The organism is Streptomyces sp. NPDC048211 (assembly GCF_043202315.1).
Lineage (GTDB): Bacteria > Actinomycetota > Actinomycetes > Streptomycetales > Streptomycetaceae > Streptomyces.
The window spans coordinates 640,962-665,600 of sequence record NZ_JBIDAD010000002.1 but is presented as its reverse complement, the minus strand read 5'-3'; the positions used below and the strand labels follow the sequence as shown (position 1 = coordinate 665,600).

The window sequence follows — 24,639 nt, the reverse complement described above, 5'->3', positions numbered from 1 at the left end:
CGCGCACATGCCGCCGCGTGCCGCCCCGGCCACCTCCCGCCCACCCTCGGAACGGCCCTTGTCTGATCTCACCGTCACACCGCTCACCGTCAAATTCCCCCACCGGTCGAAGCGCGGCATCCTGCTCGGCCTGTCACTGCCCCAACTCGTCTTGGTTTCCTGCACGTTGGCGCTTCTGCTGGCCACCGTGGTCTCCACCGGCCTGCTCGGCGCCATCGCCCTGGCACCGCTGTGGGCCGTGGTCGCCGCCTTGGTCGCCATCCGTCGACATGGCCGCTCGCTGATCGACTGGGCGCCGATCGTCCTGCGTTTCGCCCAGCGGCGCTGCACCGGCCAGACCCTGTGGCTCGCCCGACCAGTCACCCGGCCCCGCCAGGACGGTGTCCTGCATCTGCCCGGCACCGCCGCCTCGCTGCGCGTGGTCACCCCGGGCGACTCCGCCAACGGTGCCGCTGCCGTCCACGACCCGCACCACCAAACCCTGACCGCCGTCGCCCGGATCTCCAGCAGGGCCTTCGCACTCCTGGATCCGGCGACGCAGAACCACAACGTCGCGGGGTGGGGACGATCGCTCGCGGGCATCGCCCGTACCGGACACGTCGCCACCGTGCAGGTCCTGGAGCGCACCGTGCCCGACAGCGGCGACACCCTCTCCCGCCACTGGAGCCAACAGGGCCACCCCGAAACGCCGGTCGCCGGACAGGTCTACAGCGAACTGGTTGCCTCCGCAGGGCCCGCCGCCGCCCCGCACGAGGCGTACGTGGCGATCTCCCTCGACCTCAAGGCCGCCAAGCGACTCATCAGCCAGGCCGGCGGCGGGCTACCCGGCGCCTTCACCGTGCTGGAACAGACCACCAGCTCCATCGCTCAGGCCGCGCGCAGCGCCGGACTCATGGTGACCGGCTGGCTCTCTGCGCGCGAGATCGCCGCCGTCATCCGCACCGCCTACGACCCCAAGGCACTGTCCGCACTGCAGCAGTGGTCGGAGTCCGGACGGGCAGAAGCCGACCCGGCCGCCGCCGGGCCCGTGGTCCAGGTCGAGGAGTACGACCGGCTCGCCACCGACTCCGCCCGGCACGCCACCTACTGGGTCGAGGACTGGCCCCGCACCGAAACGAGCGCCGGCTTCCTGCACGGCCTGATGTTCACCGCCGGAGTCCGGCGCACCCTCTCCCTTATATACGTGCCCCAAGGGCTCGAGTCCGCGATGCGCGACGTCCAGCGCAAGAAGGCCGCCATCGTCGCGGACGCGAACGAAAGGTCGCGGCGCGGACAGGTCGACTCCGAGGCTGACAGCGTGGAGTACGCGGACGTCAAGACCCGCGAACGCCAGCTGATCGCCGGACACGCCGATGTGGCCCTGACCGGGCTGCTCACCGTCTCCGCCGAGACCGACGCCCTGCTCGACGCCGCCTGCGCGCAGATCGAGACCGCTGCCGTCACCGCCCAGGTCGACCTGCGGCGCTTGAACTTCCAGCAGCCCGATGCCTTCACCCTCGGCGCCCTGCCGCTCGCCCGCACGTCCCTGTAGCCCCCGCCCGGCCACCCGCCGACGTCCTGCCACCACGGCAGGAAGGAACTCTTCCCCTTTGACCTCTGCCACCCCCGTCGGCGACGCGTACCCGTACCTACGGGCCGCCAGCGCCGGCATCCGCCACCACACACGCGCCCACGCCCCGCGCGCTGAACACCCCGCCTCGCCCGCAGACCGCGTGCACCTCGACGTGCTGCACGCCCATCTGACCTCGCTGCACCAACTGCTCGACCAGCTCGCCGACACCACCCGGCCGCCGCATCCCGCCACCAGCCGACATCTGGCCACCGCGCACACCCGACTGTGGCAGGCCACCGCCGCCGTGCACGACGCCTTCCACCTCCTGCCCGTGGCGGACGCGGCCCCAACGGAAGCCGAGTGCCACCCGGAGCGGCTCCCCGAGGGACCGCCCGTCCTGACCATCTGCCAGCGCCACCTCGCCGTCGGCCACGCCGTCCGCCGCAAGACCACTCCGGCAGACCTCAACGCCCCGGCACCCGGCCACACCACCACCTGCGCCCAGTAACCCGCTCCACCGAAAGGCCCCGCATGCGCAAGCTCAAGCGCTCCACCTCCACCGCCGCCCTCCTCGCCACCCTCGCCGGCACGGCCGCGCTGGCCACCGCCACGCCCGCGTCCGCCGCCAGCTACCACTGCACGACCAGCAGCTACACCGTCGACGACCCGTCGTACACCGGCCCCGACTCCGACAACTGGGACTTCGACGTGCGGCTCTGCGCCAAGCGGAGCGGCGGCTACATCTACACCACCGCCACGGTCAACTGGGACGGCCCCTACGCGGCCAACCAGCACAGCAGCCTCACCTTCAACAAGGCGCGCTTCCACCTGCAGACCAAGAAGTCCACCGCCGGCACGGACCCGGTCGTGAAGTACGCCAACTACACCGGCTTGGAGCACGCGCTCGAACACAGCAGCGGCAACGGCAACGGGAGCTACAAGACCGGAACCCTCAAGACCAAGGCCAGCGGCCGGTACCAGTACCTCGCCGACGGCTACATCGAGCTGGACTGGTCGGGCGACGGCACGGGCTACCGCGAGCCGCTCCTGTTCAGCGCCTCCCCCCGCGTCTGACCCCCGCACCGCCACAGACCGCCACCTTGTGAAAGCCGCCCTGCCATGAGTCACCGGCCCGCGCGCCGAGCCCGCCGCGCCAGCGCCAGCCCCCTGTTCACCCCGCATGGCACCGACCGCGCCGCCCGCAAGGCCGCCCGCCGGCAACTCGCCGAGGCCGCCGCGAAGGCCCGCGTCGAAGCAGCCGCCCACACCACCGGAGCCGGGGCGGAGGAGCAGAATATGCCGTCACCGCTCTTCCCGGCCACAGGCCGCCCCGGCCCGGCGTCCTCCCGCAACAACAAGATCAAGCTGCCCGCCCACCGCATGACCACAGCCACCGCGAGCGGGGCGTACCCCTTCCTCGCCGAGGGCGGGCTGGGGGCCGAGGGCATCTACATCGGCCGCGACGTGCACGCCGAAGCCTCCTTCTGTTTCGATCCGTTCGCGCTGTACGGCAAGATCGACGGCTTCACCAACCCCAACGTGCTGATGGCCGGGGTCATCGGACAGGGCAAGTCCGCGCTCGCCAAGAGCTTCGCGCTGCGCTCCATCGCCTTCGGATACCGCGTCTACGTTCCATGTGATCCCAAGGGAGAGTGGACGCCCGTGGCGCAGGCGCTGGGCGGCACCTCCATCGCGCTCGGGCCGGGGCTGCCAGGCAAGCTGAACCCGTTGGACGCAGCGCCGCGGCCCAACAGCGTCTCCGAGGCCGACTGGGCAGGTGAGATCCGCAAAAGGCGTCTGCTGCTGCTCGGCTCCCTGGCCCGTACCGTGCTCGGGCGGGACCTGCTGCCGATGGAGCACACCGGCCTCGACGTCGCCCTGGACGCCGTCGTCACCCGCGCCGCCGCGAGCGAACGCACCCCGCTGCTCGGCGACATCGCCGCCACCCTCAACAGCCCCGACGTACTCGACACGGCGGGCGGCGTCATGTCCGGCCGCCTCGGCGACGCCTCCCGCGATCTCGCTCACGCCATGCGTCGCCTCGTCCACGGCGACCTCGCCGGAATGTTCGACGCCCCCAGCACCGTGGCCTTCGACCCCAACTCGCCCATGCTGACGATCGACCTGTCACGCCTCGGCGGCTCCGGCGACGACACCGCACTCGTCCTCGCCATGACCTGCGCCTCCGCGTGGATGGAATCCGCGCTGTCCGACCCGAACGGCGGTCGGCGCTGGATCGTCTACGACGAAGCATGGCGGCTGATGCGCCACCCCGGCCTGCTCGCGAGGATGCAGTCCCAGTGGAAGCTGAGCCGCGGCCTGGGCATCGCCAACCTGATGGTCATCCACCGACTGTCCGACCTGCTCACCGCCGGCGACGCCGGATCCCGCGGACGCGCCTTGGCTGAGGGCCTGCTCGCCGACTGCTCCACCCGCATCATTTACCGGCAGGAAACCGACCAACTCCACGCTGCCGCAGCCCTATTGGGACTCACGTCAGTGGAGACGGACGCCATCTCTCACCTCAACCGCGGACGCGGCCTCTGGAAGGTCGCCGGACGATCCTTCATCGTTCAACATCTGCTACATCCGCACGAATTGGCACTTTTCGACACTGATGCCCGAATGCATTGAAGCCACCGCCTCGCGAAGGACGTGTCCATCATGACCGGTCCGCCGGACTACTACGAGTACGACGGCTCTCGCCGCGTGCCCCGTTGGCTGCCGAAGAAGACACCCACCAAAGAAGTCGGCTACGAACAGCCGCCCGACTCGGGGATCTCCGTCAGCGCCGCGACGGACGCCCTCCAGGCTGCTCCCGATCTTGACCGGTTCACCGAGGTGTTCGACCACACCGTGGACGACGGGCACGGGGCCTTTGCCCAGATGCACCAGTTCCTGGAAAGCGCGGCCAACTGGTGCCACAGCCACGGCGCTTTCGGCGCCGCGGACGAACTGGGCCTGTGGGCGATCCGTCTGGAAGAGCTGATCGAGGACGTCCGACTGCTACCGGAAAGCCTGTCTGTCGAGTTCGCCGAGGCAGCCACCCGGCCCCCGCCCGCCGCAGCCACCCGTAGCCCGGCGACGACCCAGCCCGCTGCCGCCAACGTGGCGAAACCAGCCAGCAAGCCAGCCACAAGGACCGGTCATGGATTCCCCCCCCCACCTCCCCTGCCCTCCCCGGATCCCGCCACCGCTGACCCCATGCTGTGGCGGCAGCACATCCCGGCCCTGGCCGCTGCCGCCGACGGCATCAAGCAGGCGTCCGACGCCTGGGACGCGGTCTCGGACTCCTTCTGCGACCACTACAGCTGGCCCATCGACGAGAAGGGCTACGCGGACGGCAAAGTGAAACGCGACGCAGAAGCGTGGAAATACGTCGAGGTCTTCCTCGCCCACGGCCCCGAGGTGCTCGCCGGTGTCCGCGCCGCCGCCAGCGGTGCCGACTACGTCGAAGGGCCGGTCAGCGAGGACCTCCGGAGGCTGCGCGGAATCGACACCACCCTGGAACGAGCAGGCCAAATCCGGCACGAGTGGGACCAGGTCATGGAGCTCATGGACTACTCGCTCCCTGGCTCACGAGACATCTACGCGAGCCAGGCCCAGGAGATCCGCAACTCCGAAGGCTGGTACTACGCGGACGAGTTGGCCTTCCAGGGCCCGGCGCTAGCCCGAGCAGCTGGCTACCTGGCCAACCGGGCAGGCCCCGACCGGCCCTCGCAGACCGAACGTGCCCAGGTAGCTCACGCCCGCTCCACTGCCAGCAACCGCGGGACCTCACTGGCTTCGCCTCCCGCGCCACCGGCATCGAGTCCGACGCCCTCACGTCGTTCCCGCTGACGCCTTAGCACCGGCTTGCGGCACGTCCAAACCGGCCGATCGCCGGATCCTCGTCGAACGTCACACCCCGCTACCAGCAGCACACGGCCCAGGCCCGTGCCACCGACCGCCGGGACACACGGCCACGGAGGAATCCCATGCGCCACGATCAAGTTCCGGTCCCTCTTCAGCAGGAGGACACGCACGTCACCGCTCGGAGCCGGGCATCGGCGTGAACCTGCGCCACGCCGCACCGACCACGGCCACGGTGCCACCGGCCGCGCCACCCACGGCTGCACGCGGCGGCGTCCGCTGACCGCACCGTCCCGTTGCCCCCGTTCAGGAGCTCGGCGCAGGACTCCTACGCCGAGCTGGAAGAAGGGGCGCGAGTCTTCGCCCACGGTTTTGGTGCCAGCCTGCACGCACCCTTCCCGCGATACCGCCTCCTCCCTCGCGTAGTTGAGGCCCGTTTCGCCACCCGCTCCCCGATCCCACCGGAAGAACCATGCCCAACGACCCCGGCCAGGACAGGCCCGGGGAGGAGATCCTCATCTCTCCCCGCTATCTGGCCGCCAGCCTCCCCACCGACCACCAGCAGCTCCTCGACATCTTCGCCGAGGAAACCGCGTGGAGCGCACACACCGACGCGTCGTCGTTGACCGTCACCAGCCCCTGCCGGCGCATCACGATCCGCCACGACCAAGCAGCCGTGGGCCGAGGCCCTCACATGGTGATCACGGCACGTACCGACGAAGAAGCGGTTGAGCGCTGGCGTGCGGATATCGGGGGTTTCGTGCCGATCGAATGTGTCGCCAGGCTCCTCGGCACCCTGGCCAGCGAACTGGCCGCCGATCCGGATCACGTCGTCTACGGCATCGGCGCCGAGCCCGGCCTGCTGGAGCTCTACGTCGACGCCGACTCCTGGATCCACTTCGACGACTTCGGACTCTCCGGATTCATCTCGCACGACGGACACGCTGCCGTGGTCAGCCGCCCCGTGGACTCGTCGGCGCCGCCCATCCACGGAGACACATCCGTCACCTGGCACCTGGCCGCCTCCCCAGAAGACCTCGGTCACCTGTGGGACATCTCGTTCACGGACAAGACGCCGCCCTTGCTCCTGCACGCGGTCGCCGCCGAAACGCTCGATCCCCGGCCCACTCTGCGCTCCACGTCCTTCCCGTTCCCCGCCGCCGTCGCCCCGCTGGTGACCATCGAACGCCTCTCATCGCCATCCCTGCGTTCCTTGGCACAGCCTCCCCACGGCGGGCCGCCACGCAGCCCCGAGCCCAAGCGCGCCCCGAAGACCCTCTGAGCCCTGCCCCTCTGGACGAACACGCTCCTGGGGACTCGACCCACCAGGACCTTGATGCCCAACCCCACCGCTGAGATCACCCTCACCACCAGCCGCCACCTGGGCCTGGTCGCCATCACGCACGGCGAGAAGCACCAGCAGGCCAAACGCGCGCTAGAAGAAGCCGGATTCGCACGCCTTCCCAACGGCGCATTCACGGCCCCGCTGATCGATCCGCAGGCCGCCCGACGCACCGCCAGCGCTCTGGTGCACCACGCCCACGCACATGGCGCCACCATCACGACCAGCACCCGGCCCTACCTCGGCGACATCGGCACCGAGATCGCCGCACTACTGCCCGGCACCTGGAGTGCCGAACTGGAGATCTACTCCCACCCGCTGTGGCAGGAAGACCTCTGGCCCATGTTGTGGGAGGCCGGCGAGATGTACCTGGCCCTCGAAGACCACCGCATCCCGTTCGCGTCCGTCCTGAAGAACGGCTCGGGCACCGAGCTGCTGCTGATCGAACGCCCAGGCCACCACAGCGGCTACCTCCTGGGCGCGCTCACCGACCGGGAGCAGAAGGATCCGCACGATGACCCGACCACGCCGCACAGCATCGTGCTGCCCGCCGATCCCGGTCTCGCCGCCCGGGCCGTCGCAGACACGTTCCTGCCCGCCCACCGGCGCGCCCTGCACCATCAGGACCTGAACACCGTCCTGCGTGCGCTGGAAGGCATCCGGGAAGAACACCAGACCCTCCAGGTGATCAAGGAATCCGGCCGGTACAGCGATGGCGTCCCGCTCCGCGACTCCCGCCTGATTGCGGGAATGGAAAGGGACTTCGCCGACCACGCCTGGCTGTCCTACCGCATCGTGCTCGAACACGCGCCGCTCCTGCTCACCCGCTGCCGTCCCGACGCCACGCCCTGGCCCGAAGACACGGCGGCCCTGACCCGTCTGCGCCAGGCTCTCGCCTTCAGCCAGGACGCCTGGGACGAGTGGAACGACCTGCGTCAGGAGTTGTACTCGATTCCCCGCACACTGCCGGCCCATGAATGGAGTCAGGTCCGCGGGCAACTCGGCCTCGCCGTCCTGCCCGCGATCGAGACGTGGCTCGCCAACAGCGAAGCGTTCGAGCGCCAGGCCCGCGCCGCCGTACCGGGTGGGCCGGCCGCGCTGTCCGCGCCCACCCCGCGACTCCTTACCGCCCGCCCCGCGCCGCTGCCCGCCCCGCGCTCCGCGCCGGCGCACCGCTGACCGCTCACAGAATGGATTCGCCCCTGTCTGACCACTTCCGCTTCGGCGCCCATCCCGACCACGGCTTCGTGGCCGCCGCGACCGCGAACATCCCCGCGCACCTCGCCGACTGGTTCCTGGTCCGTGAACAGTTCGAGCCCGTCCCCGACACCCCGGGCCTGTACCGGCTCGCCCACCCCGAGCAGGACGGTATCCGCCGAACCCGCCAGGCCGTGCACGACCTTCGTCGGCACGGTTACGAGGTCCAGGCCGACTACTCCCTCGACCCGGGCCGCAGCACCAGCCCACCGCAGCCCGCTGTACGCAACGGGCTGATGGAGCGCCGCAACCGCATCGCGCATGCCGCAGCCACCCGGTCCCCGCAGCGACTCACCGCTCCGACCACGATGCCCGGGGCTGCGCCGCAACCCGCCTCCGTCCCCATCAACGGCCACGCCCAGACGGCCGGGAAGGGGCGAGGCCGATGAGCGGCGACGCGATCCGCATCATCCGCGGCCGGGGCGGCCAAGTCGAAGTCGAAGGTGCGGTCGACGCCTTCGGCGCGAGTGTCCTGGCCCGCGCCGGGTTCGACACCTACCCCACGCTGCGGGGTGTGTGGATCCGGTTGCCCTTCGACCTGGGCCGTACCTGGGAGAACGAGCACGCCAGCTGGGCGGCCGAGATGCTCACCGCCGCCCGCTACCACGTCGACCTCGACCAAGACCTGCGCGTCGCCCCGCCCTCGGCGAGCGCACCGTCGGCGCAGCGCCGCACGAGGGCCGCCATGACCGTGCAGACCGCGCCTCCGGGCGCCTCGTGGCGGCAGCGCCGCTGATCCGACGCCCCCGACACGAAAGCCCGCCGTCCTGACTTCCTCCGCCGCCATCACCCTCCATCTCGCCGCAGGCGACACCATCGTCGCGCTCCCCAGCGGCGAGCGGCACCGGTGGGCCACCACCGCCCTGGATCTGGCCGGGTTCACCCGGCACCAGGACGAGGCTCATCGGCTGCCCCTCGGCGACTATGCCCAAGCACGTGCAGCGCTCACCCAGCTCCACGAGACGGCCTGGGACTGCCAGGCCAAGGTCATCACCAGTGAGCGTCCCTATCTCGGCGACATCGAGCACGTCGTCGCCGAGGGCCTGCCCGGCCCGTGGAAGGTGGACATCGAGCACTCCCCGGACGGATCCATCCCGGCGCACCTGCTGGACTGGGTGTGGGAGGCCAGCCCCGTGCTGTCCGCGCTGCCGAAGTACCGCACCTCCAGTGCGGCGATCCTGCGCGACGGCGGCGGCACCGAACTCCTCCTGACCGAACGTCCCAGGGACGGCAGCTACTTGGTCGGCACCCTGCCGCCCTCCCCGGACCACGTCCACGTAGTCGGAACCGGCGCTCCGCGCACCATCATCGTCACCACCGCCCACGGGGCCGCTGCCGACGCGCGCTCGCGCCTCCTGCCGGAACTCGAGCAACTGGTGCTCCTGACGCGGCTGCCGCGAAGTGCAGGAGGACCTGCACTGGGTGCGAAATGCCGAGCCGGGGACCGTGCCCGCCTTGGGCCCCGGCCCGCTCGCCGCGACCGCGTTCACGGCGCTGCCGGACCTCCTCCTCACCGCTCTGATCACCAGCGCGTTCCTGACCCTGGACGCGCTCGCCCCCGCCGGCACCCGCACCGAGGCGTACGCCTGGCTGATCGCCGCGGTCGGCACCGGTCATGCCGCAGGCACGGCCCTCGCAGGCGTCCTGCCAACCGGCCCGTCCGGCGCCGCACTCCCGGCCGCCGGAGCCGTCGCCTGCCTGGGAGTACTGCTCGGCGCCCGCCATCGCTTCGCCGCCCCGGGCAAACCGCGTCCCCGTGGACGACACCGCCGCGCCCCGGCCCACGCCGCGCATCGCTGACCCTCGCGGGAATGGAAGCTCCGGGCCCGCCTCGCCTTCGCCCAACACCCCACCGCTTTCCCGCCACCACCGATAGGAGATCCGCCTTGCCCGAAGCACCAGCAGAGCCGTTCATGACGATCCGGCACACCATCACCGGCGAGATCACCACCACCGGCTACAACGCCGCCGCCCGGCGGATCCTGCTCCAGTCCGGCTTCGAAGAGACGCCAGGCTGCGCCTGCCGATCGACGGAACCCCGTACGGAGCAGACGCACGGGCCTGCTCGGCAGCCAGCGAGCTGCTCGTCGCCGACCATCCCCTGCACCTGGACCGAGCCCTCGGTCGGCCGGTGAGCGCCGACGGTACGCCCCGGTTGGCCCGGTCGCCGATGTCGGCACAGTCCGCGATCCGCTCCGAGAGCGGCCAGCCTCTCCAGTGCATCGCCAACCCCGCCCGCACCCCCACCTGTTGAAGGGGCCTCGTTTTGACCACACCCGGGACGCCTACCAGTCCAGCGCGCACCAAGGGCGGCGAACTACGGGCCAAGGTGGCCCGACTGCTGGCCGACCAGCCGGCGGACACGCTCACCATCGGGGACATGGCCAGGCAGCTGGGCCACTCCCACGGCGCCGTCCGCAACGCCGCCCTCACCCTGGTGCGACGCGGCGAGGCCGACCAAGGCGGAACCGGACAACCGGAGTTCCGTGCGAACGCGAAAACCGCCGCAGCCGCGCAGACCGCTGTGATCAGCCCACCGGGCACCCACTCCCCCCGCGCCCAGGCGGCCACGGCCCGCACGACCACTCCCGCGGCAACCACGCCCAGGCAGACCGGCCCGATCCGCCGCGCGGGGGGCCAGCTCTACCACCCCCGGGAGCTGGCCGATCTGCCCGACGTCGAGGCGCTGAATCGCCTGCGCGACGCCGACGTGCCGGTACTGCTCTACGGCCCTCCGGGCACCGGAAAAACGAGTCTGGTCGAAGCGGCGTTCCCGGACCTGCTCACCGTCGCCGGCGACGGCGACACCACGGTCGGCGACCTGATCGGCGAGTACACACAGGCCGACAGCGGAGGCTACGTCTTCCAGTACGGTCCGCTGGTCACCGCGATGACCGAGGGCCGCGCCCTGCTGATCGACGATGCCACCTTGATCTCACCGAAGGTCCTGGCGGCGCTGTATCCCGCGATGGACGGGCGCAGGCAGATCCAAGTCAAGGCCCACCGGGGCGAGACCATCAAGGCCGAGCCGGGCTTCTACGTGGTGGCGGGCCACAATCCCGGCGTCCACGGGGCGGTTCTGACGGAGGCGCTGTCGTCCCGGTTCAGTGTGCAGATCCAGATCGGCACGGACTATGACCTCGCCAAGGCGCTGAGGATCGATGCCCGGGTGGTCCGGGTCGCCCGGAACCTCTCCCGCCAGGTCGAACTCGGCGAGCTGGGCTGGGCCCCCCAACTGCGGGAACTGCTCAGCTACCAGAAGACCGAGGCCGTCCTCGGCACCAATGCCGCGCTGGCGAACCTGGTGGGCATCGCTCCTGTGGAGGATCGCGACGCCGTCGCCGACGCCGTCATCAAGGCCGTCGGCGTCCAGAAGATCGCGCCCCTCACCCTCGGCAAGCAGCTCCCCGCCTCGGCCGTCCGGCAGCCCCCGGGCAGCGCCGGCTCCGCGCACCGGGGCCGCTCGCGATGAGCGCCCACCACCACGTCCAGTCCCCCGCCACCACGCCGGACGACGACGCCGACCTCGCGCGCTGGGACGACGACGGCGCCCCGCCCGCGCAACCCCGTTCCTCCCCAGACGCGTGGCTGCGCGTGGGAGCCGAACTCGGCGACCGGCTGGTCGACCTCTCCGGCCGCCAGGACCTCCTTGTCACCTGCCGCCCCGGCACGCGCAGCGGCGCACCAGCCGCGTTCTTCCCCGCCCTGGGCGAGGTCGAGTTCGACGCCGGCCTGTTCGCCCCGCTCCAGCCCCACGAGATCAATCCGCGGATCGTGGGCGACGAGGAGCGGTATCCCGCCGCCTGGGGAGTGTTCGTCCACGAGGCCGCGCACGCGGCCCACTCTGTCTGGACGGAGCCTGCCGGAGCGGACCCCCGAGTCGTCGAGGCCGCGCTCCTGCTGGAGGAGAGCCGTGTCGAAGGCGCACACCTGATCACGCGGCCCACGGACCGCACGTACCTGCGCACCAGTGCCCGAACCCTGGTCATGCCCGACATCGCCCACCCCACCCTCCAGGGCATCGAGCACGCCGCCGGCGTGGCGGCCCTGGTCCTCGGCCGCCGTGACGTCGGCATCCTGGACGCCGGCGAGACCCGGGCCGTCGCCGATCTGTGCGAAAAGGTGCTGGGCGCACCCCTGCTGGCCACCCTCACCCGCATCTGGACCGCAGCCCACCAGTGCGCCGACCACGACGCCACGACCATGCTCGCGCACGCTCAGAAATGGTGCGACGCTCTGGACACCGCGGCCCCCGCCCTGCCCGTGCCGGAGAACCTCACCGATCTGCTGTCCGGCGCCGTGGGGGTCGTCATGGACAGCACGGCAGCCACCGACGCCGCCGACCTCGCGGCACAGGCCGCAGCGAACAACGCCATGGCCGCGCAGTCCAAGGCGCAGGCTCAGAACCGCGCCCAGCGGGCCGGCCAGCGACGCAAAGCCGCCGCCACCGCCAAGTCGGTCTTCAACGCCCGTGGCACCACCGTCACCCCCGACGGCACACCGGCGCCCTCCGGCAACCCGGTCACCGGCACCCGCAGGCCCACCGCCGCCGAGCAGAGTGCCGCCGCGCGCCTGAGCCGCGCCCTGCGTGCCGCCGCCTACCGCGAGCGGACCGAGGAGCGGACCACCAGCCCCACCCCGCCCGGCCGCCTCAACATGCGCGCGGCCCTCGCCCGCGACGCTCAGCGCGCGGCCGGGTCGGTCCCCACCGCGGAACCGTTCACCCACACCCGCCGCCGGAACTCCCCCACCCCACCGCTGCGTGTGGGTATCGCCGTCGACGTCTCCGGCTCCATGCGTGCTGCCTGCGCGCCCGTCGCGTCCGCTGCCTGGATCGTGGCACGCGCAGCAGCCCTGACCGACCCCGACTCCCTTACCGCCACCATCGCCTATGACCTGCACCTGACCGCATTGACCCGACCCACCCACCGAGCACCAGAGCGCGTGACGATGTTCGATGCCACCGGCGGCCACCACAACCTCGGCGACGCCATCGACGCACTCGACCACGGCCTCGAACTCAGCCGCCCCGGCGCCGGCCGCCTCCTCGTGATCGTCACCGACGCCCGGTACGGCAGCGACGAAACCGCTCAAGCCGTCACCCGCGTCAAGCAGCTCACGACCGCCGGCTGCGCCGTACTCCAACTCACCCTCACTGCGAAGTCCCGCCACTTGCCGGGGACCACCTTGCTGCACCTGCCCCAGCCCTCCAGCGCTCCCGCCGCCATTGCCACGGCGGCCACAGACGCCATCCGCAGGACACGCTGAAACGACGCCAGAAGACAGAAAGCAGGAACAATCACGTGGCAGTCCGAACGACCTGGAAAATTGTCCATAGTTGTGGACACGAAGTGACGCACGATCTGTCCAACCGTCCGGCCGACCGGCGCGTCGGATTCGCCCGCTGGCTCGAAGGTCGCGACTGCACCGACTGCTGGAAGGCCGCCCGCGACTCCGACGCGGAATCCAAGGAGGCGTGGCTCGCCGCCAAGCGCGCCGAGGAGCAGCAGGCTGCCCGCGAGTGGGCCGAGCAGTTCGACATGCCGCCACTCGAAGGCCCCGAGAAGGCGCTCGCCTGGGGCGAGCGCTCCCGACATCAGCTCGTCACCACCGCGTACGGCGCGCTGGTGAACGAGGGCACCTGGGACGAGGCCGACTGGGCCGTCCTGGAAGACAAGGTCCGCACCGTCACGCGGGCGGGATGGTGGATAGACCAGCGCGACGCCGAGGGCGCTGACCTGCCCGAACTCCTTGACGCCGCAACGTCCGACGACATCGGCACCGAGAACCCGTTCCGGTAGAACGCCGGGCCGCATACCCGACGATCCCCGGTTACCGAAACCGGGGATCGTCCGGATCCTTGTTCCTCCCACCGCCTCCCCGCGCACCTCGTGGAAGGAACCTCCTGCTGTGCCCGAGTCCCGCCACCCGCATGCCCCAGGTGACATCGTCACCCCCGAACGCGACATCACCCACGCCCACTTCCGGCCCGGCGACCAGGTCGTGATCCTCAAGGGCGTCGCCGGAAGCGAACTGTGGGGCGATGCCTACAAGATCGTCACCCCCTCGTGGCACACCCCGACCGCCGAGGACGGCTGGCGCCTGTACGACCCGGCCGGCGGCGACCGCACGTACATCACCGCGCACCCGCGCTACCTGGTCCACCTCTCCAGCCGCTGCCCAGACTGCCTCATCTACCAGCAAGCGCTGCGCACGTACCTGGTCCCGCGCCTGGCCAATGCCGACGAGGACGTCGACTGCGGCTGGTACTCAGTCACCCACCTCAACCACGTGGTGCACGTCGCCGACACCCGGAGCGGCCAGTGACCCAGACACTCAGCTCGGAGCGCGCCACGGCCCTGAACGGTGCGGCCTCGGCGGCCATCGAGGCGATCACCGGGAACCAGTGGCCGACGCTGCTCGCCGAGGCTCTGCGCCAGATCGAGGCCACATGGCAGGAGTCGGCCGAAGTATGCGCCGACGTCGCCTGGCAGGCCCGCGCCGCCGGCAACGGCACACTGGTCGCGCTCTCCCCCGAGCACGTCACCGACGCCAGCCCCGACCCCGTGATCTGGCGGACGTACCGGCACCTGTACCTGACCGGTCTTCGCTATGACTTCCGCTGCCGCGACATCGAATCGCTCATGAACAAGGTACCGGTGAGCGTGCTGAACGAAGACCCGTACAGCGAAGCCCTGTACGGCTTCTCACGGTTGGGGCAGTCACGCTCCGACGGCCTCGCCGTCCTGCACCGGGTCCTCGTGGCCGCACCCGGCCACCCGAAGACCCTGCACGTCCTGCTGCACGGCGTGTGGCTGGGCACCTTCCTTCCCGGCCGAGCACCCCTGCTACTGATGTTGGTTGGGCTGCTCCCCAAAGGCGGACTCGACGATCCGATCGCACTGTTCCGCATGGCCTCGGCCCGGCGCGCTCTGGGCCACTATCCCGAGGCCCTCACCGCCATCGACCACGCCCTGGAGCTGCTGACGCCCGGCGAACTGGCAGTCCACGCCGACCTGGTACGCGAACGCGCCCTGATCACCACGGCGCACGACCTGACCCTTCTCATCACCCGCCGCCCGGACTCCAGCTCGTGATCATCCGTGTCAACTCGCGCAACGACAGCCCCACCGAGTCGCTCACCCAAGCCCTCGGCCGCCCTGTCAACAGCCAAGAGGGCCTGACCGACCACGCCCTGGTCGCCCACTGGCCGGGGCTGGACAGCCACTACACCTCCCTTTACGAACACCACCGGAACTGGACATACGCCGACTGGGTCGAGCATCTGGCCGAACCCACCTGGCAGCTCAACACAGCCGATACCTCCGAGGGTCGCCGCGCCATCTGGCACGCGGACGTGCGGCTGCACCCGGACGACCGGGAGCTGACCCGCCCCGAGTGGACTGAGATCGCCCACCGGATCGCCCGCACCGCCGGCATCCAACACCCTGGCGACGACCACGGCTGCCGCTGGATCGCCGTGCAGGCGCAGCCCGGCCGCCTCGATCTGATTGCCAACCTCATCCGCCCCGACGACACCTGGACCGCACAGCCGCACCGGCTGTTCGCGCTCCTGGCGGCGGAGAGCCGACGCATCGAGGCAGAGCTGGGCCTCATCTCGCCCCGTAGTGGACCAGATCCGCAGCAGCCCGTCCAGCAAGCCCGGTTCGCAGGGCGCCGACTGGAAGCCGGTCCCGCCGATGCCGCTTGTCAATTCGGCGTACTGCTGCGACAGCTCGCCGCCGAACGCACCGGGCCGCTGTCCACGGTTCGTGGCCTCATCGAGCACGCGGCCCACCGCCTCGATGACCTGCCGGATGCGTACGGCCCCGACATCGCGCACCGGCTGGAGATGGTGGCCCGCCGCCTGTACGGCATCCAAGAGAGTCTCGAGTCTCTGGCTGCGACCCTGCCACCCCCCTCGCAAGCGCCCCTTGCCGGGCCAACACCCCATGCACCCACGCGGATCGTCGCACCTGGCCCGTCCGGCGCCCGGCTCTCCCGCTGAGCCGACTGAAAGAACCCTTCTTGGCCCTTGCCGATCGCTTCCTGACCTTGAGGCGCGACGTGCACTCCAGGGAAGTCCTCGGGCCGCGGCGGGGATCCCGAAGCCCACAGCATCCTTGAGCGCAGCGGCTCCGTCCCCGTCGTCCACCTCCACGAGACCTATTACCGCCTGCGCATCGGCCTTGACGAAGCGAGGAGAAACGTCTCGCCACCCACGCCGTCGCCCGTCTGCGTGCCATGAAGTACGGCGATGACGCCTTCGACACCGAGATGCGCGAGCCGCGCTACCTTCCGCTCGGCTCCTCCATCGCGCACCTGGCCGAGCGGATCCGCGACGCCACCAGCAGCGACGAGGTCGCCGACGTCCTGACCGAGCTGACGGCCTCCCACGACGGTGTGCTCGGCGTCCTGTGGCCCGACCTCGCGCACATCCGCAACGACCTCGCCGACCGGCAGCAGGACAATCCCAGCGCCGTGCGTGCACCGCCGAGGTCGGACTGGAGGAACGCGAAGCCTCCGCCGTCTGCGCCTGCCCGGCGCCTCCGCCGCGCCTGACCACCAGCCCCGTCGCCGTGCCCGCCGCACCCGCCCCGGCACGCCCGCGGCGCTGATCGCGCCCTACCCTTCCGAGGAGCCCATGCACGACCCCACCCCCGACACCAGCCTCGGCTCGTTCGCTGCCGTCCTCGCCGGCGAGCTGCCGGGCACCTGGACCAGCGCGTACCACCCTGACCGTGGCGGCCTCAACGTCCACCACGTCCTCACCGACGCGGTCTGGGACATGAGCGAGGTCGCTGAAGCCCTGGCCAAGCACCCCGTGGACCACTGCGCTGTGCTGCAACGGCACGACGGAACGCGCCTGTTCGTCACGGCCCAACCCGGCCACGCGGAGGGGTACCTCATCGCCGCACTGGCCCCCGACCACGTACCGGCCGAGGCATTCCGTGGCGTACGCGAGCCCGACGGTCTCGCGGTCGACGCCGATCCGTTCAGCGCCGCCGAGGACGTCACCGTCGACCTGCTGCCCCGGTACTACGTGGCGCTCACCCAGGTGCGCGACAACGCCGACCGGCTGGCGCTGCCACAGGCCGACCCGCAGCGCGTCGTCATGACCTGGTCTGACGGCTCGCTCGACGTCGACAAGCCCGACCGCGCCGACATCGCTCGGGCCCTGACGGACAGCGGCTTCACCTTCGACTCGGCCCGCGACGTCCTGGTCCTGTCCGGTGACGACACCGCCCACCAGGCCGCCTCTGCACGAGCCGCCGGGGCTCGCCTGGACGAACTGGGCATCGGCGTCGTCCTGCGGCACCCGCAGGCCCGGCCGGCACCGGGCACCGCCTCGGTCGCGCCGCCGACCCCGACGGTCGCCGCCCCGCACCGAAGCCGATGACGCGCCGCGACGACGAACCGACCTTCTTCGCCCTGGACTACGTCGTCTTCACCCGCGACCCACGTACCCAGCTGGTCGTCGCGATCGACGGCGACCCCCGTGCGGCGGGCATCCTGCAGACCACCGGCGATAGCCCTGACCAGTAGGAGCCACCCTCACGTGGGAAACCGTGCCGACGACGAGGGCACCGACGTCACGATCTACCGCAAGGCCCTGACCGACACAGTCCACGCCGACACCCCAACCGGCGCGCCCGAACAGCTCCTGGCCCTGCTCGACCGCCTCGGCTTCGAACGCCAGACTCTGGCCACCGCCGGGCGGGTCTACATCTGGCACGAAGCGCCCGGCCACCTCGACGAGGCCGCGAAGAAGCAGCTCGCCACCCATGCGGTGCCCTGGCTGCACAAGGCCGGATACATGGTCCACATCACCGATGACGTCTGGGACTCCGCCGCCTACATCGACGCCGCCACGGCGATGCGCAACCAGAACGTCCCGGCACCGCCGCCGGCCGTGGCCGCAGTCCAAACCACCGAGCGTCCGCCAGGCACCCGCCGCCGGTGAGACGACCAGCACCAGGAGCATGCCCCGGCCTCCGCACCGCGCGCTGCGCGTGCGCGCTGTACCCGCTGGCCACCCGACCACGCCGGCCCCGCACCACCGGGGCCAGCAATCACCCTCACCAGGAGCCCGCGTCACCGACGAACCCGACCGCACACCACCGCCCATCAGCACCAGCCGCAAACCCCGCCTGGCCACCGTTCTGTTCCGCCGATACCTGCGCGCCGTAACCGTCGGCAGCGGTGAACGCACCATTCCGCTGGTCGGCGGACGCCCCGAGGCAGCACTCGACGAAGCCCGCCGCCGCGACGCCCTCCTCCTCGTCGACAGCTACCGCCTCCGCCGCCACGACTAACACCCCCGAACCGCCCTGTTCAGGAGGCCCATGACCGACTCGAACCTCCCTTCCGTACAACTGGCTGAAGCCATCGCCGGGCAGCTCGGCCAGCTCCGTCGCCACCTCGCCCTCGCGCCGCCGCACGAGGCGGCCCAGATCCTGGCAGGCGTCCTCGACTACGACACCGGCATCCTCGGCGAGGTCACCCAACTCGTCGAAACCGGATCGCGTTTCGCGAAGGTCCACTCCGAGCACGGCGTCCTGCCCCCCGAGGTCTGGCTGGCCCTCGGCCGCGCCGCCAACGAACTCGACAGCGTGGGCGGCGACCTCGCCGAACACACCGACACGATCAAGCAGGTGGCCAAGCCCACCGCCCCCTCCAGCAGGCCGACCACTGCTCCGGTCGCGTCCGCGATGGTCATCAGGCGGCGCCGGTGAAGAAGAACCAGCAGTGGGCCGGCTGGGGCCCCACCAGCCAGCAGCCCCAGCAGCACTACCTCATCGAGCCGCGCCACCTCGCCGGCGGCGGCGACGTGCGCCACGTCACCGAGTTCCTGCGCGCCTCCGGGTGGAAGGACAGGTCCAAGAACGGCGGACCGGCCGTCTTCGACAGCCCCGACAAGTCCGTGCGCATCGGATACGACCCGTTCACCCAGCCCGGCGGCTGGACCATCAGCGGGAAGCAGACCGCGACGCAGGAGGCATGGCACGCCACCCTCGGCCGCCAGGTACCCGTCGAGATCGTGGCCGGCGTCGCCGACGCGCTCACCCGGCCCCGATCCGCGCACGCCCCCAACGTGTGGGAACCCCTCCAGCAACAGGGCTGGGAAGCCGAGCGAGGACAGCACTTCACCGCGCGCAGCCCCGACGGAGACGCGTTCGTCCGCTTTCACCAGTCCGCTCCCGGACAGGCGCACTGGTGGGCCGGCGCCCGTAATGAACACGGCCGGGTGTGGGAGGCCGTGTTCACGCCGACCACACCGATGCACCTCGTACAGGCGTTCAGCACCGCGCTCGCCGATCCGGAGCCGGTGATGCGGCCTCTCGGCCACGTTCCGCCCTCCCAGAAGATCCGCACCACCTCGGTGTCCGTGCTGCCCTCGCAGCTCAGCGCCTGGCAACAGGCCCGGATCACCGCGGCCCGCGCCGCCACCTGGGCCAGCAACGCCTTCGCCACCAACAAGGCGCGCCCTCAAGGCCCTGGAGCACGCCCGTACGCCAAGGCCGGGCGGACGCGATGAGCCACGAACGCTTCTACTCCCGCGTCAACGGCCCAACCCTTTATCGCGTCAACGCCGTCCGCTGGCTGGACGAGGGCTCGCCGCGACACCTGACTGGCGGAGGCGCCCCCGGCATGTGACCGAGCACCTGCTCGCGTCCGGCTGGAGCACCCACTTGGTGCCCGGCTTCCCGCACGTCCTGCTGGAGAGCCCCGACCACTGCCTGCACCCCACGCTGGAGCCCTAACCCGACGCACACAGCGCCTGGTGGCGGATCCACCCGGCCAAGAACCACATGTGGTCCGCCCGACGAAACCGCTACGGCCGCCGCGCTCACTGGGTTCGTCACCGCGCTCACCAAGCCCGGCCCGCTGCTGCGCGACGAGGGCCAGACCCCGGCCCTCACGTTTCGGCTACATCGACTCTCACCGGAGCGTCGTCACCACGGAACAGCACCGTCGCCAGCATCTGCAGCGCCTCGAAGCCGCTCCGCGTCCCGGCCCGCCCGATCCATCACCGTCAGCATCGGCCCCGCCCCCTCCCCAGAGGCGGTCCCGCCACAAGAAGCACCGCTGACCAGGCGCGCCCGTACGCCTCCTCTTTCCCCTTTCACGAAGGACGTTGATGCCCAACCCCTCTGTGCCCAGCACTGACCAGGTCGCGCAGGCGACCGCCACCCTGGCCCAGGCCAAGGACTACCTGCGTACCCATCCGCCGGTATCCGACGTACTGCCGCTTCTCGCCGGGCTCCTCGACGAGGACACCGGCGTGCCCATCCTGCTCGGCGATGTCCTGCGCAGCGCCGCGCGCCTCATCGCCCAGCAGACCAGCGCCGAGGCCGACGAGATCCGCCTGATCATCACCGGACTCCGGGAGGCCGCCCAGGAGGCCACCGACTGGCATGTCCTGCACTGGGACGTGCAGCGCCTGCGCGGCTACACGTTCGAGGCAGCCGGACCGCCGCCGACCACGTGACGCGTCCCTACATTGCCAGCCAGGCCGACGCCCCCTGGTCCCGAATCTGGTTCGACACCACACCCCGCCACCTCGCCGGACCCGGCGACCCGCGCCATGTCACTCAGGCGCTACGAGCCGGCGGATGGAAGAACTTCGGCGATCCCGACTTCCCCCACGTCGTTCTCGCCAGCCCCGATTACCGACACACGCTGGTCCTGGAACCCACACCGGAGACGTACGGCTCCTGGTGGCGCATTTCCTCGACGCCGTGGGGCGGATGGCACGCGTCCTTCGGCGGCAACACGCCCGCCGAGATCATCGCCGGATTCACCGAAGCGCTCCTGCACCCCCCGCCCGAGACCGAGCCGGACATCTGGCCCGTGCTGCAGGCTGCCGGCTGGACGTACGAGCGCGACGGACGAGGCAACGAGCATGCACGTCACCCGGACGGCATCACCACCATGGAGCGGTCGGCCACGCTGACCAGCGACCACTTCGCCTGGACTGCCGAAGTCGCTCTGCCCACCGGGCTCGGCGGCCACAACCGGCTGTGGCACGCGTACTTCGACGACCGCACCCCTCGCCACCTGCTCGCAGGCTTCGCCGCCGCCCTCACCGATCCGGCCCCCGTCTCCCGTGGCCACTACGACGTCCCCCACTTCCACCTGGTCACGCAGGTGGAAGTGGGGGCCCAGGGTGATCAGCTCGCTGCCGCCCACGACGCGCGGCTGAAGGCCATCCGGACCGACGCCCGCAAGGCCCGCCGCACTTCCGCACCCACCACACGTCCGGCCTCGGCGCTCGACGCCGAGGCGACCGCGCCTGCGGCCCGAAGCCGCTGAACGGTGCGGAGCGGCCTCAACCGCTCCGTACCCCGCACCGACCACCACCGCTCGCCCGAAGGCCCTTCTTGACGATCTCACTCGAACCCGGGAGCCAGGAGCACCGGCTCTACCTGAGCCAGCTCGCGCTCTACCTGCGTCACAGCCGGCAGATCCTCGCCGCCTGGGACCACTACTCCGCCCGGCACTCCGACCCCGAAACGTTCCAGCCCCACGACGAGGACGCCTACGGCCTGCGCCAGCAGCAACGCGACGCCCACACCCTGGCCGTCTTCGGCCGCGTCTATTACCACGCCGACGAACTGGTGTATGTCGCCGAACAGCAGCTCGCCCAGCTGTCGGGATCCGACCGTACGCGGCGCTTCGCCTGGCAGGTACGGGAACTGCATGAGGCCACGGAATGCCTGTACGCCGTCTACGACGACTGGCTTACCGTACGCGCTGCGCTGCCCGAGAGCGCCCGGCCCGGCACGCCGGCGTACGAGGAACCGCTCGCCGAGAGCTACGCGGAAGCATGGCCCTACCTGGATCAGTGGGCGATCCACGGCCAGGCCCTCTTCGCCGTGAACGCGCTGGCCGAACAGCAGTCGCGGGCAGCCGCACCAACGGCGGTCGCAGCCCCTCCGGCACCCGCCGCTGTACGGCGGTGAGCGCTGTGGCCGAGTCCATCGAGCAGACGTTCATCTCGCCCCGCTATCTGGCCGGTAGCGGCGACCCGGCCTGGGTCACTGTTCCCCTCCGTCGCGCCTGCGGCTGGAGCACCGCCGGGGATCCGCTGGTGCCGCGGGTCATCCTCACCAGCCCCGACCAGCTCGCCCAGCTGCGGATCGCGCCGGACCCGGACCCGGCCGAGCCGTGGTGGACCCTGCGTCATGCGCGTCACGGTGATCAACGCGCCTGGGAGATCACCTTCGACGCCCAGACTCCGGTCGAGATCATCGCCGCGGTCACCGACACGCTCACCGCCCCCGCCCCACCGCCGACGGCGTCGGTCGACCCGTACAATCCGCTGCGCGCGGCAGGCTGGCATGCTCCCCGCCTCCACGACGGTCTCACCTCGCCCAAGGGGATGAGTTCCCCCGACGGCCTGGCACGGGTCGACCGGATCGTCGACGAGCGCGGGCGCAGCGCCGGCTGGATCGTCGAAACGTCCGTCCATCGCCTCCCCGCCATCTGGCGCGCGTATGCAGACGGCAACACCCCGTCCCACCTGGTCTCCGCGTTCTTCGGCGCGCTGGCCGACACGACGCCCCTCATCCGGCATCCACACCGCGTTCCCTCTCTGGCCGTGACTCACGGCAGTACCAGCACCCGGCAGGTCAGCGCAGAGTCCGTCGCCTTCGCGCTCAGGAACCGCACCACCGCCCTCGCCCAGCGGAACCCCGCATCGTCGCCGTCGGCGCCTCCCGCTCCGCCGCACGCCCCCACGGCGCGTCGAGCCCGCTGAACGTCACCACCGCGCCCCACCTCCACGCTCCCTGGAACAGCCCCTTGCCCCAGCCCAACTCCACGTCCACCGACGGATACGACATAGCCTTCCGCGTCCTGGGCGTCGCCCTTGCCATCGCGGTCCCCCTGGCCAACCTGGCCTGGGTGGGCGGCACCATCGCCGCCCGGATCACCGACGCTGACACCGGTGCCCCGTACCAGCCCGTCGCAGCCCTGCTCCATCCCGAGCAGCTGTGGCCCCACCTCGGTGAAACGTCCCTGCTGATCGGGACACGCATCGTTCCCGGCGCCCTGCTGCTGTCCCTCGCCGTCACCGCCGCCGTGCTCTACAAGCGGCACAAGGACGGCGGAAGCGGACGCAAGAAGCGCGTCGTGGGCATGGCCAAACACAAAGACATCGAACCTCTGATGTCCAAGGCCATCACCGCCAAGGCCCGTTCTCTGCGACCGAGTTTGAAGGACACCAAGCACATCGACCCAGCCGATTCCGGCATCCTGCTCGGCAACCTCCAGGGCACCAAATACGAGGTGCGGATGGGATACGAGGACGTGGCCGTCGCGATCATGGCGCCCCGCTCCGGAAAGACCACCAGCCTGGCGATCCCCTCCATCCTGGCAGCACCCGGCCCAGTCCTGCTCACCTCCAACAAGGCCGCCGGGGATGCCTACACCGCGACGATCGACGCACGGGCAGCCGTCGGCCGGACCTGGTCGATGGACCCGCAGCAGATCGCCCACGCCGAACGGGCGATGTGGTGGAATCCCCTGGCCGACGCCAAAACCCTCGACGGTGCCGGGCGCCTTGCCGGCCACTTCCTCGCCGCCAGCGTCGACGCCAGTCAGCAGGGTGACTTCTGGTCCAAGGCCGGGTCGAACATCCTGAGCCAGCTGTTCTTGGCAGCCGCGCTCGCCGAGCGACCGATCACCGACGTGATGGCCTGGCTCGCCTTCCCCGCCGACCGAACCCCGCTCGACATCCTGCGTGACCATGGCTTCGCCGCAGTCGCCGCGCAGCTCAAGGGAACGGTGGAGGGGCCGCCTGAGACACGCGACGGCATCTATGAGACGGCCCGCCAGTACGCCGCAGCCCTCCTGAACACGGAGATCGCCGCCTGGGTGACCCCGCAGAAGAACGTGCCGGAGTTCACGCCGTCCACGTTCGTCACCTCGAAGGACACGCTCTACCTGCTGTCGAAGGACGGCGGAGGCGGTGCCAGCGCACTGATCGCCGCGTGCGCGGACAGCGTGATGCGGGCCGCGACCGCTCAGGCCGAACGTGCTGGTGGACGCCTCGACCCGCCGATGCTCGCGATCCTCGACGAGGCCGCGAACGTGTGCAAGATCAGCGACTTGCCCGACCTGTACTCCCACCTCGGCTCGCGCGGCATCATCCCGATGACGATCCTGCAGTCCTACCGCCAGGGCCAGAAAGTGTGGGGCGACGCCGGCATGGACGCCATGTGGAGCGCCTCCACGATCAAGGTCATCGGCTCCGGCATCGACGACCCGGACTTCGCGGACAAGCTGTCCCGCCTGATCGGCGACCACGATGTCGAGACAACCTCGACCTCGACCTCGACCTCGGAGTCGGGGAAGTCCACCTCCGTGTCGATGCGGCAGGAACGAATCCTGGCCGCCGACGCCATCCGCGCCCTGCCCAAGGGCACCGCGCTCGCGTTCGCCACCGGCATGCGCGCGGCCATGCTCGACCTGCGCCCCTGGTATCTCGAGCCCGGCGCCGGCGAACTCTCCGCCGCCTCCGCCCGCGCGTCCAAGGGCATCACCGAACGCGCCATCGCCAAGGCGACACCGAAGCAAAGCGACTTCGGCCCGGCCGCTTAACCCGTCACCGCGCCGGCCGCCCCACTCG

30 protein-coding genes are annotated in these 24,639 nt (G+C 70.8%); 29 read left to right on the top strand and 1 reads right to left on the bottom strand.

Features of this window, described 5'->3' with window-relative positions; genetic code table 11:
* The first annotated feature begins 58 nt into the window (after positions 1-58).
* The 9 genes from ACGFZA_RS09795 (at position 59) to ACGFZA_RS09755 (ending at position 8,739) form a co-directional block, all read left to right on the top strand.
* Positions 59-1,531: an SCO6880 family protein gene (locus ACGFZA_RS09795; protein ID WP_393678560.1), complete on the top strand. Its 1,473-nt coding sequence runs from the start codon at positions 59-61 to the stop codon at positions 1,529-1,531.
* Positions 1,532-1,589: 58 nt separating this feature from the next.
* Complete coding sequence (locus tag ACGFZA_RS09790) at positions 1,590-2,060, top strand: DUF6238 family protein (protein WP_330829997.1); 471 nt, start codon at positions 1,590-1,592, stop codon at positions 2,058-2,060.
* A 23-nt stretch (positions 2,061-2,083) separates the two neighbouring features.
* Positions 2,084-2,626, top strand: coding sequence for a hypothetical protein (locus ACGFZA_RS09785; RefSeq protein WP_393678559.1), 543 nt, complete (start codon positions 2,084-2,086; stop codon positions 2,624-2,626).
* A 45-nt stretch (positions 2,627-2,671) separates the two neighbouring features.
* On the top strand, positions 2,672-4,186 hold the full coding sequence (locus ACGFZA_RS09780; protein ID WP_393678558.1) for an ATP-binding protein: 1,515 nt from the start codon (positions 2,672-2,674) through the stop codon (positions 4,184-4,186).
* Positions 4,187-4,756: 570 nt separating this feature from the next.
* Complete coding sequence (locus ACGFZA_RS09775) at positions 4,757-5,392, top strand: hypothetical protein (protein ID WP_330830370.1); 636 nt, start codon at positions 4,757-4,759, stop codon at positions 5,390-5,392.
* 484 nt (positions 5,393-5,876) lie between these two features.
* Positions 5,877-6,686: a DUF317 domain-containing protein gene (locus tag ACGFZA_RS09770; protein ID WP_330829993.1), complete on the top strand. Its 810-nt coding sequence runs from the start codon at positions 5,877-5,879 to the stop codon at positions 6,684-6,686.
* Positions 6,687-6,740: 54 nt separating this feature from the next.
* Positions 6,741-7,925: a hypothetical protein gene (locus tag ACGFZA_RS09765; protein ID WP_393678557.1), complete on the top strand. Its 1,185-nt coding sequence runs from the start codon at positions 6,741-6,743 to the stop codon at positions 7,923-7,925.
* A gap of 11 nt (positions 7,926-7,936) precedes the next feature.
* Positions 7,937-8,392, top strand: a complete 456-nt coding sequence (locus ACGFZA_RS09760; RefSeq protein WP_393678556.1) for a hypothetical protein — start codon at positions 7,937-7,939, stop codon at positions 8,390-8,392.
* Complete coding sequence (locus ACGFZA_RS09755; protein ID WP_393678555.1) at positions 8,389-8,739, top strand: hypothetical protein; 351 nt, start codon at positions 8,389-8,391, stop codon at positions 8,737-8,739. Before ACGFZA_RS09760 ends, ACGFZA_RS09755 begins: the two co-directional genes overlap by 4 nt.
* A 270-nt stretch (positions 8,740-9,009) precedes the next feature.
* On the opposite strand, the gene ACGFZA_RS09750 is transcribed toward ACGFZA_RS09755, so the two are convergent.
* Positions 9,010-9,201, bottom strand: coding sequence for a hypothetical protein (locus tag ACGFZA_RS09750; RefSeq protein WP_393678554.1), 192 nt, complete (start codon positions 9,199-9,201; stop codon positions 9,010-9,012).
* Positions 9,202-9,425: 224 nt separating this feature from the next.
* Here ACGFZA_RS09750 and ACGFZA_RS09745 point away from each other — a divergent pair, with 224 nt between their 5' ends.
* The 20 genes from ACGFZA_RS09745 (at position 9,426) to ACGFZA_RS09650 (ending at position 24,611) form a co-directional block, all read left to right on the top strand.
* A complete protein-coding gene (locus ACGFZA_RS09745) occupies positions 9,426-9,803 on the top strand; it encodes a hypothetical protein (protein WP_330829987.1) in 378 nt (125 codons plus the stop codon).
* Between the two features lie 113 nt (positions 9,804-9,916).
* Positions 9,917-10,138: a hypothetical protein gene (locus tag ACGFZA_RS09740; RefSeq protein WP_330830369.1), complete on the top strand. Its 222-nt coding sequence runs from the start codon at positions 9,917-9,919 to the stop codon at positions 10,136-10,138.
* Positions 10,139-10,332: 194 nt separating this feature from the next.
* The gene (locus ACGFZA_RS09735) at positions 10,333-11,475 is read left to right on the top strand and encodes an AAA family ATPase (protein WP_393678888.1); all 1,143 of its coding nucleotides are present in this window, start codon (positions 10,333-10,335) and stop codon (positions 11,473-11,475) included.
* Positions 11,472-13,271, top strand: coding sequence for a hypothetical protein (locus ACGFZA_RS09730; RefSeq protein WP_330829985.1), 1,800 nt, complete (start codon positions 11,472-11,474; stop codon positions 13,269-13,271). Before ACGFZA_RS09735 ends, ACGFZA_RS09730 begins: the two co-directional genes overlap by 4 nt.
* Before the next feature lie 83 nt (positions 13,272-13,354).
* On the top strand, positions 13,355-13,804 hold the full coding sequence (locus ACGFZA_RS09725; protein ID WP_329539273.1) for a hypothetical protein: 450 nt from the start codon (positions 13,355-13,357) through the stop codon (positions 13,802-13,804).
* A gap of 109 nt (positions 13,805-13,913) precedes the next feature.
* Positions 13,914-14,330 carry a hypothetical protein gene (locus ACGFZA_RS09720; RefSeq protein WP_330829981.1) on the top strand — a complete coding sequence of 139 codons (417 nt, stop codon included), beginning with the start codon at positions 13,914-13,916 and terminating at the stop codon, positions 14,328-14,330.
* Entirely contained in the window at positions 14,327-15,100 is a 774-nt protein-coding gene (locus tag ACGFZA_RS09715; protein ID WP_393678553.1) for a hypothetical protein, read from the top strand. The genes ACGFZA_RS09720 and ACGFZA_RS09715 overlap by 4 nt, the downstream gene beginning before the upstream one ends.
* A complete protein-coding gene (locus tag ACGFZA_RS09710; protein ID WP_330829978.1) occupies positions 15,097-16,011 on the top strand; it encodes a hypothetical protein in 915 nt (304 codons plus the stop codon). The genes ACGFZA_RS09715 and ACGFZA_RS09710 overlap by 4 nt, the downstream gene beginning before the upstream one ends.
* Positions 16,012-16,247: 236 nt before the next feature.
* Positions 16,248-16,565, top strand: a complete 318-nt coding sequence (locus ACGFZA_RS09705; RefSeq protein ID WP_330829976.1) for a hypothetical protein — start codon at positions 16,248-16,250, stop codon at positions 16,563-16,565.
* 82 nt (positions 16,566-16,647) lie between these two features.
* Positions 16,648-17,403, top strand: coding sequence for a hypothetical protein (locus ACGFZA_RS09700; RefSeq protein ID WP_393678552.1), 756 nt, complete (start codon positions 16,648-16,650; stop codon positions 17,401-17,403).
* The gene (locus tag ACGFZA_RS09695; RefSeq protein ID WP_330829972.1) at positions 17,400-17,549 is read left to right on the top strand and encodes a hypothetical protein; all 150 of its coding nucleotides are present in this window, start codon (positions 17,400-17,402) and stop codon (positions 17,547-17,549) included. The genes ACGFZA_RS09700 and ACGFZA_RS09695 overlap by 4 nt, the downstream gene beginning before the upstream one ends.
* A 13-nt stretch (positions 17,550-17,562) precedes the next feature.
* On the top strand, positions 17,563-17,967 hold the full coding sequence (locus ACGFZA_RS09690) for a hypothetical protein (protein WP_330829970.1): 405 nt from the start codon (positions 17,563-17,565) through the stop codon (positions 17,965-17,967).
* Positions 17,968-17,986: 19 nt separating this feature from the next.
* Positions 17,987-18,319 carry a hypothetical protein gene (locus ACGFZA_RS09685; protein ID WP_330829968.1) on the top strand — a complete coding sequence of 111 codons (333 nt, stop codon included), beginning with the start codon at positions 17,987-17,989 and terminating at the stop codon, positions 18,317-18,319.
* A gap of 30 nt (positions 18,320-18,349) precedes the next feature.
* The gene (locus tag ACGFZA_RS09680) at positions 18,350-18,739 is read left to right on the top strand and encodes a hypothetical protein (protein ID WP_393678551.1); all 390 of its coding nucleotides are present in this window, start codon (positions 18,350-18,352) and stop codon (positions 18,737-18,739) included.
* Positions 18,736-19,542 carry a DUF317 domain-containing protein gene (locus ACGFZA_RS09675; RefSeq protein ID WP_393678550.1) on the top strand — a complete coding sequence of 269 codons (807 nt, stop codon included), beginning with the start codon at positions 18,736-18,738 and terminating at the stop codon, positions 19,540-19,542. The genes ACGFZA_RS09680 and ACGFZA_RS09675 overlap by 4 nt, the downstream gene beginning before the upstream one ends.
* Positions 19,543-20,145: 603 nt before the next feature.
* A complete protein-coding gene (locus tag ACGFZA_RS09670; RefSeq protein ID WP_393678549.1) occupies positions 20,146-20,496 on the top strand; it encodes a hypothetical protein in 351 nt (116 codons plus the stop codon).
* Positions 20,493-21,320: a DUF317 domain-containing protein gene (locus ACGFZA_RS09665; RefSeq protein ID WP_393678548.1), complete on the top strand. Its 828-nt coding sequence runs from the start codon at positions 20,493-20,495 to the stop codon at positions 21,318-21,320. The genes ACGFZA_RS09670 and ACGFZA_RS09665 overlap by 4 nt, the downstream gene beginning before the upstream one ends.
* Positions 21,321-21,388: 68 nt before the next feature.
* Positions 21,389-21,970 (top strand): hypothetical protein, encoded by a 582-nt coding sequence (locus tag ACGFZA_RS09660; RefSeq protein WP_330829958.1) that lies wholly within the window; start codon positions 21,389-21,391, stop codon positions 21,968-21,970.
* Positions 21,971-21,975: 5 nt separating this feature from the next.
* Positions 21,976-22,767 carry a DUF317 domain-containing protein gene (locus ACGFZA_RS09655; protein ID WP_393678547.1) on the top strand — a complete coding sequence of 264 codons (792 nt, stop codon included), beginning with the start codon at positions 21,976-21,978 and terminating at the stop codon, positions 22,765-22,767.
* A gap of 44 nt (positions 22,768-22,811) precedes the next feature.
* Positions 22,812-24,611: a type IV secretory system conjugative DNA transfer family protein gene (locus tag ACGFZA_RS09650; protein WP_393678546.1), complete on the top strand. Its 1,800-nt coding sequence runs from the start codon at positions 22,812-22,814 to the stop codon at positions 24,609-24,611.
* The last annotated feature ends 28 nt before the right edge of the window (positions 24,612-24,639 follow it).